The organism is Blautia sp. DFI.3.45 (genome assembly GCF_020593505.1).
Lineage (GTDB): Bacteria > Bacillota > Clostridia > Lachnospirales > Lachnospiraceae > Blautia_A > Blautia_A wexlerae.
Window position 1 is genome coordinate 1 of record NZ_JAJDMI010000008.1, and the last position, 16,019, is coordinate 16,019.

The window sequence follows — 16,019 nt, forward strand, 5'->3', positions numbered from 1 at the left end:
AAAGGGAAATAAAACATGCGTTTTGTGCAATTTTTATTTTTCAGACACGCTCTAGAACACTACGGGTATGTGGAGCGAAATATAATCAGAAATGAATCCGGATACTGCACCAAGATATAAAAAGTATATTCCATATTGGGCATAATTTAAGTTTCGTTAAGTTTCACTCAGTTCTGTTTTTACAGAGCGCCATTTTTTCTTGGATTCATATTTCTCGCATCCGTCACAGGTCTGTGGCTGGGTGATTTTCCATTCAAAATATTCATCTTTGGTAATCACATCGGATTTCAGTTCATTCATCCGAACTACCCATTCTTTCAGAAAATCATTCAGAAATTTCCGAGGGTCACAAATTCTTTACAAAATATTAGCACTCACCTCTTGACAGTGCTAACAACATGTGTTATATTACATGCAGAACAAAGAAAACAACATATTTCTCCTTCGGGAGAGATATTTCTCATATAAGAGGAGGGTTAGCCTATGAATATCAGTAAATTTACACAGAAATCCGTACAGGCTGTCCAGGATCTGGAGAAGGTTGCTTATCAGTTTGGCAACCAGGAGATTGAAGAGGAGCATCTTTTATATGCTCTGCTGGAACAGGAAGACAGCCTGATTCTTAAACTGATTGAGAAAATGGAGATAGATAAGGATTATTTCAGAAATTCTCTGAATCAGGCACTGGATGCCAAGGTTAAGGTATCCGGCGGTGAACTCCGTTTCGGACAGTACCTGAACAAGGCTCTGGTCAGTGCAGAGGATGAAGCCAAGGCAATGGGAGATGAATATGTCTCTGTAGAGCATCTCTTCCTTGCTTTATTAAGATATCCAAGTCCAAGCATGAAGAAACTGTTTCAGGAATTTGGCATTACTAAGGAGCGTTTCCTGCAGGCACTTTCTACAGTACGAGGCAATCAGCGTGTAGTCAGTGACAATCCGGAAGCTACTTATGATACTCTGAATAAATACGGTGAGGATTTGGTTGAAAAGGCACGTAACCAGAAGCTGGATCCTGTGATCGGACGTGATGAAGAAATCCGTAATATCATCAGAATCCTTTCTCGTAAGACCAAGAACAATCCGGTGCTCATCGGTGAGCCTGGTGTAGGTAAGACTGCAGCAATCGAGGGTCTTGCACAGCGAATCGTGGCAGAGGATGTGCCGGAAGGTCTGAAGGATAAGAAGATTTTTGCACTGGACATGGGTGCTCTGGTGGCAGGTGCCAAATACAGAGGTGAGTTTGAGGAACGTCTGAAAGCAGTCCTTGAAGAAGTAAAGAAGAGTGAAGGAAACATCATTCTTTTCATTGATGAGTTACATCTGATCGTTGGTGCAGGTAAGACTGACGGAGCCATGGATGCAAGCAATATGCTGAAGCCTATGCTTGCCAGAGGTGAGCTTCACTGTATCGGTGCCACAACTCTGGATGAGTATCGTCAGTATATTGAGAAAGATGCCGCTCTGGAACGTCGTTTCCAGCCTGTTATGGTAGATGAACCTACAGTGGAGGATACCATTTCCATTCTTCGTGGTCTGAAGGAGAGATATGAGGTCTTCCATGGTGTTAAGATCACAGACAGTGCGCTGGTTGCAGCAGCTACACTTTCACATAGATATATCACAGACCGTTTTCTTCCTGATAAGGCCATTGACCTGGTGGATGAGGCCTGTGCCCTGATCAAGACAGAGCTGGATTCCATGCCTTCAGAGCTGGATGAACAGCGCCGTAAGATCATGCAGCTGGAGATCGAGGAATCTGCACTGAAGAAAGAGACAGATAATCTGAGTAAGGAACGTCTGGAAACACTTCAGAAGGAGCTGGCAGAGCTTCGTGATACCTTTAATACACAGAAAGCACAGTGGGATAATGAGAAGCATTCTGTAGAAAAATTACAGAAGCTTCGTGAGCAGATCGAGGATGTGAATAAGCAGATCCAGAAAGCAAAACAGAATTATGATCTGGAGAAGGCTGCACAGTTACAGTACGGCGAACTTCCGAAATTACAGCAGCAGCTGGAAATCGAAGAAAAGAGTGTCAAAGAAAGTGACAGAAGTCTGGTTCATGAGGCAGTCACTGATGATGAGATCGCAAGGATCATTTCCAGATGGACCGGTATTCCTGTAACAAGACTGACAGAAGGCGAGAGAGCCAAACTCCTCACTTTGGAAGATCAGCTTCACAAGAGAGTTGTAGGTCAGGATGAAGGTGTGAAGAGGGTTACAGATGCAATCCTTCGTTCTAAAGCCGGCATCAAGGATCCGACTAAACCAATCGGTTCCTTCCTGTTCCTTGGTCCTACAGGTGTAGGTAAGACAGAGCTTGCCAAAACTCTGGCAGAGAATCTGTTTGATGATGAACAGAATATGGTCAGAATTGATATGAGTGAATACATGGAGAAGTATTCTGTATCCAAACTGATCGGAGCGCCTCCCGGATATGTAGGATATGAGGAGGGTGGCCAGCTTACTGAGGCAGTCCGCCGTAAACCATACAGTGTTGTACTTTTCGATGAGATTGAGAAGGCACATCCGGATGTGTTTAACGTACTGTTACAGGTACTGGATGATGGCCGTATCACAGATTCTCAGGGACGTACGGTTGACTTTAAGAATACAATTCTTATCATGACTTCCAACATTGGTTCTCCGTATCTGCTGGATGGTATTGATGATAATGGTGAGATCAAACCTGAGGCTCAGAGTCAGGTTATGGATGACCTGAGAGGCCATTTCCGTCCGGAATTCCTGAACCGTCTGGATGAAATAATTATGTTCAAGCCCTTGACAAAATCCAATATTGGTAAGATAGTAGACTTGATGGTCGGCGAGCTTGACAAACGTCTTGCAGACCAGGAGCTTTCCCTGGAACTGACAGATGCAGCCAAGGATCAGGTTATCGAGAATGGCTATGACCCGGTATATGGTGCACGTCCGTTGAAGCGCTATCTGCAGAAATATGTAGAGACTCTTGCGGCGAGAAAGATTTTGTCCGGAGATGTTCACGCAGGTGATACTCTGGTGCTGGATGTTCAGAATGGGGAATTCATTGTTACGGTAAAGGACGGAAACTAAATGATACCCAAAGATCCAATGATTCTGCTGAGTTATGTAAATACTCAGCTCAGGGATTACTATGATTCCCTGGAAGCACTCTGCACATGCAGAGGATTGAAGAAAGACGAACTGGTGGCGAAGATGCATTCCATCGACTATGAGTATGATGAAGCAACCAATCAGTTCATATAAGAAATATGCGAAATGCTCTCTGACAGCGGGAATTGCTGTTGGGGAGCATTTTTCGTATTGCATATAAGAAAGATCCCTGCTTTAATTGCTCAAAAGTGATAAACTGCGGAGCAGTTATTGGGTCATGTGTTTCAAAATCAGTACAATCTTAAAAAATAGATAAGGCAGTACAAAAAAATGTCAGTAATAAAGATTAAATCGTTAAAATATAAACGAAAATAATCAGGGAATATGTAAAAAATGTATAAAAAAACAGGAAATAAAGTATAAATATTCACTATCCACACAATTGATTTTTGTATGCTGTATGATATAATTGCATCTGTAAAAAACAAGCGCATATTAAATAGGAAGAAACACATATATGAAAAAAATCTCCTGAATGATAATCGCGCTGTACGAAAATACAATATGGAGGTGGCAGTTTTGAAAAAGTTGGTGACCGTACTGGGTGCTTTTTTTGCAGTTCTTCTGGCTTGTCCGTTGAGTGTATTTGCGGCAGAAGGCAGTAAAGCACCATCTACAGTACCTGTATGGCTTTGCATTCCCTTTGCAGGGCTTTTGTTATGTATTGCAGTGATGCCTCTGGTAAAAGCGGAGTGGTGGGAGTCTCATCAGCCACTGGTTGTTGCCTTATGGATCATTCTGATGGTGGTTCCATTTGCTTTCGTTTATGGAGCCGGAAAGACTGCAGAGACAGTTCTGGACTGTATTGTGAATGATTATCTTACATTCATCATTCTGTTATTCGGCCTGTTCTGCGTATCAGGTAATATTACCATGGAGGGTGATTTCGCAGGTTCCCCCCGTGTTAATGTAGGTCTGCTTGCACTGGGAACTCTTCTGGCAAGCTGTATCGGTACCACCGGTGCCAGTATGCTGATGGTACGTCCGGTAATTAAAATGAATTCATGGAGAAAGAGAAAAGGACATATTATGATCTTCTTTATCTTCATGGTTTCCAATATGGGTGGATGTCTTACCCCGATTGGAGATCCGCCGCTGTTAATGGGATTTATGCGAGGTGTTCCTTTCTTCTGGAGCCTGCATCTGTTCCCTGTGCTGATCTTTAATATGGTCATACTGCTATTTGCATTTTATCAAATCGATAAACGTTCCTACAGAAAGGATATTGCAAATGGCCGTAAACCGGATATCCGTAAACCGGGTACTCAGTTCCGTCTGGATGGACTGCACAATATCATCTTCCTTGTGATGATCGTTGGCGCGGTAATCTTAAGCGGTGTACTTCCGGGAATGTCCGCATTCCAGGATGCAGCAGGCAATGTAAGAGGCATTCATCTCTTTGGAGAAGTAACCCTGACATTCCCGGCTCTGATCGAAATCGTGATCATTCTGCTTGCTGCTTTTCTTTCCTTTAAGACAACAGATAAGCAGATCCGTATCAGAAACCATTTTACCTGGGGCGCGATCCAGGAAGTTGCAGTTTTATTCATTGGTATCTTTATTACCATGCAGCCTGCACTGATGCTTCTGAAAGCAGTAGGACCAAATCTTGGAATCACCAAGCCTGCAGAGATGTTCTGGGCAACAGGTGCACTTTCCAGTTTTCTGGATAACACACCGACTTATCTGGTATTCCTTACAACAGCAGGAACATTGGCATTTACCAATGGAATCACAACCACACTGGGAACTGTACCGACCAAGGTTCTGTCCGCAATTTCCTGCGGTGCAGTATTCATGGGTGCTAACACTTATATCGGAAACGCCCCGAACTTTATGGTAAAGGCAATCTCTGATGAGAATGGTGTGAAGATGCCGTCATTTTTCGGATATATGCTGTGGTCTGTGGCATTTCTGGTTCCGGTGTTTATTATCGATATGTTTGTATTCTTTTTATAAGGAGGGAGGATCATTATGCAGGACAATCAGGAAAAATGTAAAGAACTTGCAATACGCATTTATAACCTGGACGAAGAAGTTTATAAATGTGTGGGTTCCTCTCTGGGACGTACATTTACAGGACAAAAAGAAACAACTCTCCGTCATCTGGCAGCACTGATGTATACCAAGCCGGACGGACATCTGCTCAGAAGTGAACTGGCGCTGATCAGTAACATGGCCCGTACCATCAGGGATAAGAGCGAGAGAAGACGTCTTATGATAGAGTATGACAGTATTCTGAAAGAGATTGAAAGTCTTCCGGATACATTTGGACAGACAGATATTGTAGATAAAGAACGTATCAGTCTGAATAATCTGATCGCAAGACGCCAGAATGAGATTTCCGAAAATGATCATCTGATCATCTGTATCAGCCGTACACAGGGAAGTGGCGGTAATGATATCGGATTTGAACTGGCAGATCAGCTTCAGATCAACTATTATGATGCAGAGATCTTTGATCAGGTTATGAAGCGTCTGCAGGCAGATAAAAGTGTAGTCAGTGATACAGGTAATTTTGAGAAATTTGATAAATACAGAAAGAAAAAACATACAGATCTGAAAACCTGGTTCAGGGAATTCAACCGTTATCACGGACTTCCGAAACAGGATGCGGTTTTCTTCAACATGAGTGATCTGATCTGTGAACTGGCAAAAAGTGAAGACTGTGTGATTATGGGGCGCTGTGCAGACACGATTCTTAAGAATAATCACATTCCTCATATCAGCCTGTTTATCAGTGCTCCCTTCCAGGTTCGTGTGCAGCACGTTATGGATATCCGTAATATGAATTTGAAACAGGCAGTACGTTTTCTGAAGCAGATGGATAAGCAGCATAAGAAATATTATGAATTTTATACCGGTGAGAAATGGGGAAAACCGGAGAATTATGATTTGTGCATCAACAGTGCCAACTATGGACTGAAGGATACAATTGAGCTGATCCGGAGAATGCTGGATCAGAAGGTTCACTGATCAGAGGGAGATTTATCTGTCTGATTTAACCGAATCGAGTAAATAGCGGAGCGGATTGCAAATATCCGCCTGACAAAGAAAATAAGCTCTGTGGATAAAAGAAAAATCCACAGAGCTTATTTTTTGCCAAGTCCAGGCAGATATTTGTAAGCAGCAAAGCAATCTGGGAATGCCCGGCGCTTGCTGTAAACGACTTTGATTTTAACGCCAGTTGAATGTACTCATACCATAAACATAGATAAAGGCAATTATAATCGGAAGTACAAACCGGAAGAGTGGTTTCATCCACTTCTGTACCTTTAAGCCCTTACCTGTATTGGCCTCTCTGATAAAGTTATCCCATCCCCAGCCGAACTTATTACAGCAGAAGAGTGCAAGGATGAGAGAGCCAAGGGGTAAAATATTGTTGGAAACAATAAAATCCCAGAAATCAAGCCAGGTAGTTCCTTCGGCAAATGGCTGGAAGTGGAAAACGCTGAAACCAAGGGCTGTGGTAAGTGCCAGAAGAAAGACACCTGTGCCGCAGACCACGCTGCCTTTTGGACGAGACCAGCCGGTAAGCTCACGTATCATTGCCAGAATGTTTTCGCACACTCCCAGAACTGTTGACATGGCTGCGAATACCATGAACAGGAAGAATAAGGAACCCCAGATGCGACCTCCGGACATGTTGTTAAAAACTGCTGCCATTGTATCAAACAGAAGGCTCGGACCTGCGTTTACTTCCAGATTAAAGGTAAAGCATGCAGGGAAAATAATAACTCCTGCCAGAAAAGCAACCAGTGTGTCCAGTGTGATCACATGAATAGCTTCCCCCATCAGAGAATGCTCTTTGCCAATATAGCTGCCAAAGATAGCCATGCCACCCATACCTGTAGATAAAGTAAAGAATGCCTGGTTCATTGCCCCTACGATCACCGAACCATCAATCTTTGAGAAATCCGGTTTCAGATAAAAGGTCATTCCCTCACCAGAGCCTTTCAGAAAAAGACTGTGTACAGCGAGAGCAAGCATCAGTACCAGCAGTGCAGACATCATATATTTTGTCACACGCTCCAGTCCTCCCTGAAGATTGAAGGAAAGGATGAAAAATGCAATGACTACAGTGACCAGTAAGAAGAATACATTCACAGAGGGAGAGGAGATCATGGCTGAAAATCCCAGTGAACCATTTTTACCTCTGAGAAACTGTACAAAATAATAAATGATCCAGCCGCAGACAACAGTGTAAAATGCCATCAGGGCAATGTTGCCAAGCAGACAGAACCAACCGAAAATCCCCCATTTCTGTCCTGGCTTTTCCAGCTTACGGTACATGAAAAGGGGACTTGTCTGAGCCGCTCTTCCGATGGAAAATTCCAACACAAGAGCCGGGATTCCCAGGATGACCAGACACAGAAGATAGATCAGCATAAAGCTGCCGCCGCCATTTTGCCCGCACATCCACGGGAATTTCCACACATTTCCGCAGCCAATGGCGCAGCCGGCGGAAAGCATAATGAAGCCAAGCCGGCTTCCAAGCTGTTCACGTTTCATAAGATAACGCTCCCTTCAGAAGTTCATATAAGGGATATTATAAGATAAAAAACAATATTTGTAAAATTGATTGTTTTGTTGTATGTTATTGAAAATATCGTTTGTATAAGAAAAATAACGCTTCTGCGTTTTGATGGGAAAATATTGAAAAAAATATGGGAAAGGAACGAGAAATGGATACAAATGTGTTAAAAACTTTTATTGCAGTATGTGAATATTCCGGATTTTCGGCTGCTGCAAAAGAACTGGGATATACGCAGTCTACAGTTTCTTCACAGATTAAACAACTGGAAAAGGAACTTGATGTCAGGCTGTTTGACCGTTATTATCATAAAATCAATCTTACGGAAAAGGGAGTTTTAGTTTTGCAGCAGGCTCGAAACATTCTGAAGGCACAGGCAAAAATGCTCGATTCGCTGAATTCGGCTGAAAGCATTGAAGGCGAGATACGGTTGTCTATGTCCAGTTCTGTCTGCAGCAGATATTTTAAAAATGATTTTCTGCGTTTTCATCATCAGTATCCGGAAATAAAAGTGGAGATAACAGAAAACGGTACAGAGCAGATGTTTGATAAATTGCGGAAGAACGAAACAGATCTGGTTTTTACTCTGGACAGGCATATTTATGATTCGGATTTTATTATTTGTGCGGAACAGGAAGAACAGGTACATTTTATTGCAGCGGCTGATAATTCTGTTGCAGGCTGTTCATGGAAATTAAGTGAAATTTCTCAGAATGAGTTTGTGTTAACAGAACAAGCCATGAGCTACAGAAAAATACTGAATGAAACCCTTGCGTCCCAATCACTGGAAATCCGTCCGGTTCTTGAAATCGGAAATCCGCTCCAGATATGTGAACTGGTAAAAAACAGCAGCCTGCTTTCCTTTCTTCCGGATTTTATTTCGGAGAAATATGTGAAAGACGGACAGATTAAAAGACTGGATGTTGCCGGCTGCCCGGTAACTGTATGGACACAGTTGCTGCTCCACAAAAATAAATGGCGGTCTCCGGCAATTAATGTGTTTGTAGAATTTTATAAAGAAGTCATGCAGAGATAGAACTTGAAGAATACTGGAAATTTTATTCGACCTGAGATGAAAAATATTAGCCGGGCAAAATAAAATTGAATATTTACAAATTGGAAATATCAAAGTTAAATCTAAAATAATTATAAACTGCACAAAAAACACTTGCATTTTTTGTCTAAAAGTATATCATATATGATTAGTCAGGCTAATTAAAGAATAATATCAGACCTGAAAGAGGACAGAGGCCGGAAAGGAGTGAAGTTATGTGGTGCCCAGAAGAGGAGAAGAAAGAAAAACGAGAAGAGAAAAGCATGCCTGCGCTCTTTATGGAGATCAACCGCCAATATGGTATGAGATGTATGCAGCGTATACGGGAAATCGGTATCCAGCGGGGACAGATGCCGATCATTATGATCGTATACAGAAATAACGGCTGTAGCCAGAAGGAAATCGCAGAATGTATGGGTGTGACACCGCCTACTGTAAATGTAAGTATTCAGCGTCTTGAGAAAGCAGATATTGTCTGCAGGAAACGTGATGATAAAGACCAACGCATCATGCGTGTATATCTGACAGAAAACGGAAGAAAAATCGTGGAGGAGCTCCAGCAGGAAAGCAAAGCTGTGGAAAAAGTGATGTTCAGCAATTTCAGCGAAGCAGAGCTATGTCTTTTACGAAGGTTTTTTGGGCAGATTCTGGATAATATTTCGGAGATACCTGTCAACAGGTAGAAACTGAAAAATACATGATGGAGCAGATTGAGAAAACTGTATCAGCATGTTCAGATAAAAAATAATATTGTCTGTGAAAGAACTGACACGTGAGTTTAAACAGACATACATATTAAAAATAGGAAAAGAGGGAATCAAGCAATGATTAAACTGATGAAATATCTGAAGAAATCAGCGGGATACATTGTCCTGATCATAGCACTTCTGTTTCTGCAGGCGTACTGTGATCTTTCCCTGCCGGATTATACCTCCAAGATCATTAATGTAGGTATCCAGCAGAAAGGTATTGAAGACAGTGTGCCGGATAAGCTTCGGGATTCAACCCTGCAGAATCTTCAGATTTTTATGGATGAGGATCAGAAAAAGGAAGTTTCACAGAATTATACACAGGAAGATGATACCTGGTTATTAAACGATGATATTTCCAAAGAAACCAGAGAGAATTTAAATGAGGATTTCTCAAAGGCAATGATGATGGTAGCTGCCTTTTCCGAAGACAGTGAGCAGGGGCAGGCAATGGCTGCACAGATGGGCCTTCCGGAGGGAACAGACCCGTTGACAGCACTGGCACAGATGCCGGAAGAAGCAGTACAGCAGATTATGAGTCAGGTGGATGAGAGGCTGAAAGATATGCCGGAGTCTATTGTGACACAGGCTGGTGTTTCCTTTGTTGCTTCAGAATATGAAGCACTGGGAAAAGATGTGGATGCCATTCAGATGCATTACATCCTGATGTCAGGTATCAGAATGCTTGCCATGGCACTGGTGATCATGCTGGCAGCAATCAGCGTCACATTTATTTCGGCCAGAGTGGCAGGCAGACTTGGTCATGACCTGAGAAACAGCATTTACCGCAAGGTTATGAGCTTTTCCAGCAGAGAATATCATAAATTCTCCACAGCATCCCTGATCACACGAAGCACCAATGATGTGCAGCAGGTACAGCAGGTTATGGCAATGATGTTCCGCATTGTTCTGTACGCGCCGATCCTTGGTATTGGTGGAGTGCTCAAGGTATTAAACACAGATTCTTCCATGACATGGATCCTTGGTGTGGCAGTTGGTCTGATCCTGATTGTGATCTTTGTGCTGTTCCAGGTGGCAATGCCAAAATTCACTATCTTACAGACTCTGATCGACAGACTGAATCTGGTATCCCGTGAGATTCTGACAGGTATTCCTGTTATCCGTGCATTCAGCCGTGAGAAGCATGAGGAAGATCGTTTTGAGAAAGCGAACCTGGATCTGACAAAAACAAACCTGTTTGTCAACAGATGTATGACTTTTATGATGCCCATTATGATGTTGATCATGAACGGAGTATCTGTACTTATTATTTACAGTGGTGCCCATGCAGTAGACAACGGAACCATGCAGGTTGGTAATGTTATGGCATTTATCCAGTATGCAATGCAGATCATTATGTCCTTCCTGATGATCACTGCAATGTCTATTATGCTCCCGAGAGCAAATGTTGCAGCGCTTCGTATTGATGAGGTTCTGAAAACAGAGGTTTCCATTCAGGATCCGGAAACTCCGGTACATCCGTCAGAAAGTGTGAAAGGTGAGATCGAATTTGACCATGTATCCTTTGCTTACCCGGAAGCAGGTGAGAATGTACTGACAGACATTTCCTTTAAAGCAAAGAAAGGTCAGACGATTGCAGTGATCGGAAGTACAGGAAGTGGTAAAAGTACCCTGATCAATCTGATCCCAAGATACTATGATGTGACAAAGGGTTCTGTTAAAGTGGATGGTGTGGATGTCCGTGACATGACTCAGAAAGAGCTTCGTGATAAGCTGGGATATGTGCCACAGAAGGGTGTACTTTTCTCAGGTACCATTGATTCAAACATCCGCTATGGTAAGCCGGAAATCACTGATGCACAGGTAAAGGAAGCAGCAGAGGTTGCACAGGCTACAGAATTTATTGATACCAAACCGGAGAAATATGAATCCCCTGTATCACAGGGAGGTACCAATGTTTCGGGCGGACAGAAACAGCGTCTGTCCATTGCCAGAGCCATTGCAAAGGATCCGGAAATCTTTATCTTTGATGACAGCTTCTCTGCCCTTGACTTTAAGACTGACAGTCAGTTAAGAAAGGCATTGAAGGAGTACACCAAGGACGCAACTACCGTAATCGTTGCCCAGAGGATCAGTACTATCCTTGGTGCAGACCAGATCATTGTACTGGACGACGGACATATGGCAGGTATTGGAACTCATAAGGAACTGATGGCAAATTGTGAGGTATATCAGCAGATTGCAAGATCTCAGTTATCAGAGGAGGAACTGGCATGAGCGAACAGAGAAGAAGAGGTCCTATGGGAGGACATGGACGTATGATGTCCGGCGAAAAGGCGAAAGACTTCAAGGGCTCCATGGCTAAGCTTTTCCGTTATATGGGACGATATAAATTCCGCTTTATACTGATGTTTATCTTTGCAGTAGCGGGAACTGTGTTTAGTATTGTAGGGCCTAAGATTTTAGGTAAGGCGACCACAGAGCTGTTTAACGGCCTGGTTGCCAAGGTAAACGGAACCGGTGAAATTGACTTCGGAAAGATCGGGATGATCCTGTTATGGACACTTGGATTATATGTGTTAAGTGCATGCTTTTCCTTTGTACAGGGATTCGTAATGTCAGGGATCTCCAATGATGTTACCTATAATCTGAGAAAAGATATTTCAAAGAAAATCAACAGACTGCCTCTGAACTATTATGAGAGCAGAACAAACGGAGAGATCCTCTCCCGTATCACCAATGATGTGGACACTCTGCAGATGAGTCTGAACCAGAGTCTGACGCAGCTGATCACATCAGTGACAACTCTGATTGGTGTATTTATTATGATGCTTTCCATTAACGTGTGGATGACTCTGGCAGCACTTCTGATCCTGCCGGTTTCCATGTTCATCATCCAGACTGTCATGAAGCATTCCCAGAAATACTTCCAGGATCAGCAGAGCTATCTGGGTAAAGTAAACGGTCAGATCGAAGAGAACTTCGGCGGTCATAATGTAGTCCGGGTTTTCAACAAAGAGAATGATGTAGTAGAAGAATTTGAAAAAGACAATCAGAAGCTTTATGAATCTGCATGGAAATCTCAGTTTTTCTCAGGAATGATGATGCCGATCATGCAGTTTGTAGGTAACCTTGGATATGTAATGGTAGCTCTCTTAGGCGGCGTGTTTGTAATCAAAAAAAGTATTGAAGTCGGTGATATCCAGTCCTTCTTCCAGTACATCCGTAACTTTACACAGCCAATCCAGCAGATCGCACAGGTTACAAACCTGTTACAGTCCTCAGCAGCAGCTTCCGAACGAGTATTTGAATTCCTGGAGGAGCCGGAAGAGAGTCAGAATGAGAAGAATCCTGTAGATATTAATACACTTACCGGAGATGTACAGTTTGAACATGTAAAATTCGGCTACAATCCGGATAAGATCATTATCAATGACTTCTCTGCAGATGTGAAGGATGGCCAGAAGATTGCCATTGTAGGTCCCACAGGTGCAGGAAAGACAACGATGGTGAAATTGCTTATGAGATTCTATGATCTCAATGGCGGAAGTATTAAGGTAGACGGTTATGACATCAAAGACTTTAACAGAAGCAGTCTGAGAGAGATGTTTGGAATGGTACTTCAGGATACCTGGCTGTTCTCGGGAACCATTATGGAAAATATCCGTTACGGACGTCTGGATGCTACAGATGAAGAGGTGATCGCAGCAGCAAAGGCAGCCCATGTGCACAACTTTATCATGCAGCAGCCGGGCGGCTATGATATGGTTCTGGATGAAGAAACCAGCAATATTTCCCAGGGACAGAAACAGCTTCTCACTATTGCCAGGGCAATCCTTGCAAATAATAAGATTCTGATCCTGGATGAGGCAACCTCATCTGTAGATACCAGAACCGAAGTGCGTATCCAGAAAGCCATGGACAATCTGATGAAGGGCAGAACCAGCTTTGTGATCGCGCACAGACTTTCTACCATCAAGGATGCAGATCTGATTCTGGTTATGAAAGGCGGTGACATTATCGAGCAGGGAAATCATGAAGAACTTCTGGCTAAGAAAGGCTTCTATGCAGACCTGTATAACAGTCAGTTTGAGAATAAGGCAACTGCCTGAAATATAAAGTTACAATCCCTCAGGGGTATTTGTGAAAGAGAATATATCTGGTGGATATAGGATCTCACAGATACCGGCTGAGGGATTTTAGTGTTACTGTTCACTCCGTTCTCAGTAACATTTTAGTCTTTTCTGTCAGAGGGTAATATGTTATAATTAAAAACTAACTTACGAAAAATGATAAATTTTATCATAGAAACAGAAGAAAATGATAACAATAATAAGGAGTATTGTAGCTGTGAAGTTGCTGAACAGCTGCAAATATCAGAGGATATCAACAATATGACAGATAAGAAAAACGGCAGAGAATATCTGGGCTATGTGCTGGAAAAATTAAAAGAACGTATCACAGAGATCAGTCTCTCTCTGGTGGAAGGCCAGAAAGAGATTGAGGGAATGCATGAGTATTACTGGGAAAATTATACAGAGATGGACCAGTATGGTTATGAGAATTATGATAATCAGCAGGCATTGTTCCGCCAGATTTCCGCAAATGAAGAGCAGCTGATTCTGAAACAGAGATTTCGCAGAATGGCAGATTCTCCATTCTTCGGAAGAGTGGATTTCATTTACGAAGGAGAGGACGAACCGGAGATCTTTTATATTGGAATTGGAAATTTTGCAGAGAAAGCAGGGCATATTCCATTAGTATACGACTGGCGTGCTCCGGTAAGCGGTTTGTTTTATGACTATGACAAAGGACCGGCTTCTTATGAGGCTCCCATGGGTGAAATCCATGGCGAGGTTGCTTCCAAATGGCAGTACAAGATCCGCAACGGAAAAATGATCTATGAATTTGAAAGTGATGTAAAAATTGATGATGAGATCCTGAAAGCAGAACTGGGGAGTAACGGTGAGGTACAGCTTAAGAACATCATCCGTACCATTCAGAAAGAGCAGAATGCCATCATTCGAAATACCAAAGACAGGATCATGGTAATACAGGGTGCAGCAGGAAGCGGGAAAACTTCCGTTGCACTTCACAGGATTGCCTATCTTCTCTATCATGACAGACAGAATCTGAAGTCTTCCAATATTTTGATCCTGTCGCCAAATGGAGTGTTTTCCGATTATATCTCCCATATCCTTCCTGAATTGGGAGAAGAGAATATTAAGGAAATGAGCTTTGATCTTTTTGCCTATAAGCAGCTTAGGGATACAGTTTCTGACTGCGAAGACCGCTATGATGAAATTGAACGCAGAATCCGTTTTCCGCAGAAAGCTTCTCTTGCAGAAGAGAAACAGTCCATGGAATTTATAAATCTTATGGAACGCTATCTGGTGGAACTGGAAGACCGGCTGATGAATTTCAGGGATGTGGAATACAATGGATTTGTAAAGACAGAGTCTGAGATCATTGAACTGTTTTATTTTAAATTTCAGGATTTTCCGCTTCTTTCAAGAATGGATGCAGTTGCAGATTATTTTATTGACGAGGTGGAAACTCTGCGGAATCGTGATCTGGCAGATGATGAGAAAGACCTGATCCGTGAGAAATTCATGAAACTGTATGTGACCGGAGATCTTTATGTGATCTACAGTCAGTTCCTGAAAGAGAACGGATACAAAGGACTTCCGCGTGTTTCTTATGAGAAAAGAAAGCTGAAATATGAGGATGTTTATCCTGTTCTTTATCTGAAATATCGTTTGCAGAGCCAGCAGGGAAGAAGCAATATCAAGCATCTGGTGGTAGATGAGATGCAGGATTACTCAAGGCTTCAGTATGAAATCCTGCAGAGGATTTTCTCCTGCAAAATGACGATCCTGGGTGACCGGGCACAGACTATGGATGACAAACAGCAGGATGTGCTGAAATTCTTGCCGAAGATTTTCGGGAGAGATATCCACAAGATCATTATGAATAAGAGTTACCGTAACACCATAGAGATTGCGTCTTATGCAAATCAGCTTGCGGGTATTGAAGATATGGAACTCTTTGAACGTCATGGTGCTTTGGTGGAGGAGAAAATATTTGCAGATATGAGCCATGCTGCGGAAGAGATTGCAGAAACTCTGAAACTCGGCGAAGAAGAATATGAAACAGCAGCGGTTGTCTTGCGTACAGAGAAAGAAGCAGAACATATGTGGCTTATTCTGAAGGAAATTCTGGGAGAAAAAGGATTTGATGTAAAAGAACGCCTGTCTTATCTGGACAGAAACAGCACAAGCTTTAAGAAAGGTCTTACAGTTACGACATTCTATCTGGCAAAAGGTCTGGAATTTGATCAGGTATTTGCAGTATTTCCGCAGAAAGACCGGAGCCCGCTTGTGCGTCAGGCGAGATATATCGCTGCAACAAGAGCCCTTCATGAACTGCATATGTATGAAGTGGAAAAATAAAAAAGTAATCGTTACTGTTCACTCCGTTCACAGTAACAAGTAATCTCTCAGTTACAGAGAAAAAAAGATAAATGGTATGATGAAGCAGAGAAATGGCGTTATGATAGACTATG

The 16,019-nt window shown here is 42.5% G+C and carries 11 protein-coding genes; 9 read left to right on the forward strand and 2 right to left on the reverse strand.

The genetic code is table 11. The features are described from left to right. Positions 1-156 precede the first annotated feature (156 nt). The gene (locus LJE09_RS04475) at positions 157-300 is read right to left on the reverse strand and encodes a hypothetical protein (RefSeq protein ID WP_331466565.1); all 144 of its coding nucleotides are present in this window, start codon (positions 298-300) and stop codon (positions 157-159) included. Positions 301-483: 183 nt separating this feature from the next. Between LJE09_RS04475 and clpB the strand changes: the two genes are divergently transcribed. The 4 genes from clpB to LJE09_RS04495 all read left to right on the forward strand — a co-directional run bounded on the left by clpB (position 484) and on the right by LJE09_RS04495 (position 6,132). After that, the gene (clpB, locus tag LJE09_RS04480) at positions 484-3,075 is read left to right on the forward strand and encodes an ATP-dependent chaperone ClpB (RefSeq protein WP_227311003.1); all 2,592 of its coding nucleotides are present in this window, start codon (positions 484-486) and stop codon (positions 3,073-3,075) included. Beyond that, positions 3,076-3,249 carry a DUF4250 domain-containing protein gene (locus LJE09_RS04485; RefSeq protein ID WP_008706656.1) on the forward strand — a complete coding sequence of 58 codons (174 nt, stop codon included), beginning with the start codon at positions 3,076-3,078 and terminating at the stop codon, positions 3,247-3,249. Between the two features lie 426 nt (positions 3,250-3,675). Beyond that, positions 3,676-5,115 (forward strand): sodium:proton antiporter, encoded by a 1,440-nt coding sequence (locus LJE09_RS04490; RefSeq protein ID WP_025580804.1) that lies wholly within the window; start codon positions 3,676-3,678, stop codon positions 5,113-5,115. Between the two features lie 15 nt (positions 5,116-5,130). Beyond that, positions 5,131-6,132 carry a cytidylate kinase-like family protein gene (locus LJE09_RS04495; RefSeq protein WP_025580802.1) on the forward strand — a complete coding sequence of 334 codons (1,002 nt, stop codon included), beginning with the start codon at positions 5,131-5,133 and terminating at the stop codon, positions 6,130-6,132. A 201-nt stretch (positions 6,133-6,333) separates the two neighbouring features. On the opposite strand, the gene LJE09_RS04500 is transcribed toward LJE09_RS04495, so the two are convergent. Further along, positions 6,334-7,668 carry a sodium-dependent transporter gene (locus LJE09_RS04500; protein WP_025580801.1) on the reverse strand — a complete coding sequence of 445 codons (1,335 nt, stop codon included), beginning with the start codon at positions 7,666-7,668 and terminating at the stop codon, positions 6,334-6,336. Between the two features lie 173 nt (positions 7,669-7,841). On the opposite strand from LJE09_RS04500, the gene LJE09_RS04505 reads away from it, so the two are divergent. The 5 genes from LJE09_RS04505 (at position 7,842) to LJE09_RS04525 (ending at position 15,906) form a co-directional block, all read left to right on the forward strand. Next, entirely contained in the window at positions 7,842-8,726 is an 885-nt protein-coding gene (locus LJE09_RS04505; RefSeq protein ID WP_118569612.1) for a LysR family transcriptional regulator, read from the forward strand. A gap of 233 nt (positions 8,727-8,959) precedes the next feature. Further along, on the forward strand, positions 8,960-9,427 hold the full coding sequence (locus LJE09_RS04510; protein ID WP_144137054.1) for a MarR family winged helix-turn-helix transcriptional regulator: 468 nt from the start codon (positions 8,960-8,962) through the stop codon (positions 9,425-9,427). Between the two features lie 141 nt (positions 9,428-9,568). Beyond that, the gene (locus LJE09_RS04515; protein WP_144137055.1) at positions 9,569-11,731 is read left to right on the forward strand and encodes an ABC transporter ATP-binding protein; all 2,163 of its coding nucleotides are present in this window, start codon (positions 9,569-9,571) and stop codon (positions 11,729-11,731) included. Beyond that, the gene (locus LJE09_RS04520; protein WP_227311004.1) at positions 11,728-13,566 is read left to right on the forward strand and encodes an ABC transporter ATP-binding protein; all 1,839 of its coding nucleotides are present in this window, start codon (positions 11,728-11,730) and stop codon (positions 13,564-13,566) included. The genes LJE09_RS04515 and LJE09_RS04520 overlap by 4 nt, the downstream gene beginning before the upstream one ends. A 282-nt stretch (positions 13,567-13,848) precedes the next feature. Next, a complete protein-coding gene (locus tag LJE09_RS04525; protein WP_227311006.1) occupies positions 13,849-15,906 on the forward strand; it encodes a HelD family protein in 2,058 nt (685 codons plus the stop codon). The last annotated feature ends 113 nt before the right edge of the window (positions 15,907-16,019 follow it).

Bases quoted from the DNA above. Each gene is read 5' to 3' on its own strand.
- LJE09_RS04510 (WP_144137054.1), top strand. From the start codon at position 8,960: ATGTGGTGCCCAGAAGAGGAGAAGAAAGAAAAACGAGAAGAGAAAAGC.
- LJE09_RS04500 (WP_025580801.1), bottom strand. From the start codon at position 7,668: ATGAAACGTGAACAGCTTGGAAGCCGGCTTGGCTTCATTATGCTTTCC.
- LJE09_RS04505 (WP_118569612.1), top strand. From the start codon at position 7,842: ATGGATACAAATGTGTTAAAAACTTTTATTGCAGTATGTGAATATTCC.
- LJE09_RS04520 (WP_227311004.1), top strand. From the start codon at position 11,728: ATGAGCGAACAGAGAAGAAGAGGTCCTATGGGAGGACATGGACGTATG.
- clpB (WP_227311003.1), top strand. From the start codon at position 484: ATGAATATCAGTAAATTTACACAGAAATCCGTACAGGCTGTCCAGGAT.
- LJE09_RS04525 (WP_227311006.1), top strand. From the start codon at position 13,849: ATGACAGATAAGAAAAACGGCAGAGAATATCTGGGCTATGTGCTGGAA.
- LJE09_RS04485 (WP_008706656.1), top strand. From the start codon at position 3,076: ATGATACCCAAAGATCCAATGATTCTGCTGAGTTATGTAAATACTCAG.
- LJE09_RS04495 (WP_025580802.1), top strand. From the start codon at position 5,131: ATGCAGGACAATCAGGAAAAATGTAAAGAACTTGCAATACGCATTTAT.
- LJE09_RS04475 (WP_331466565.1), bottom strand. From the start codon at position 300: ATGAATGAACTGAAATCCGATGTGATTACCAAAGATGAATATTTTGAA.
- LJE09_RS04515 (WP_144137055.1), top strand. From the start codon at position 9,569: ATGATTAAACTGATGAAATATCTGAAGAAATCAGCGGGATACATTGTC.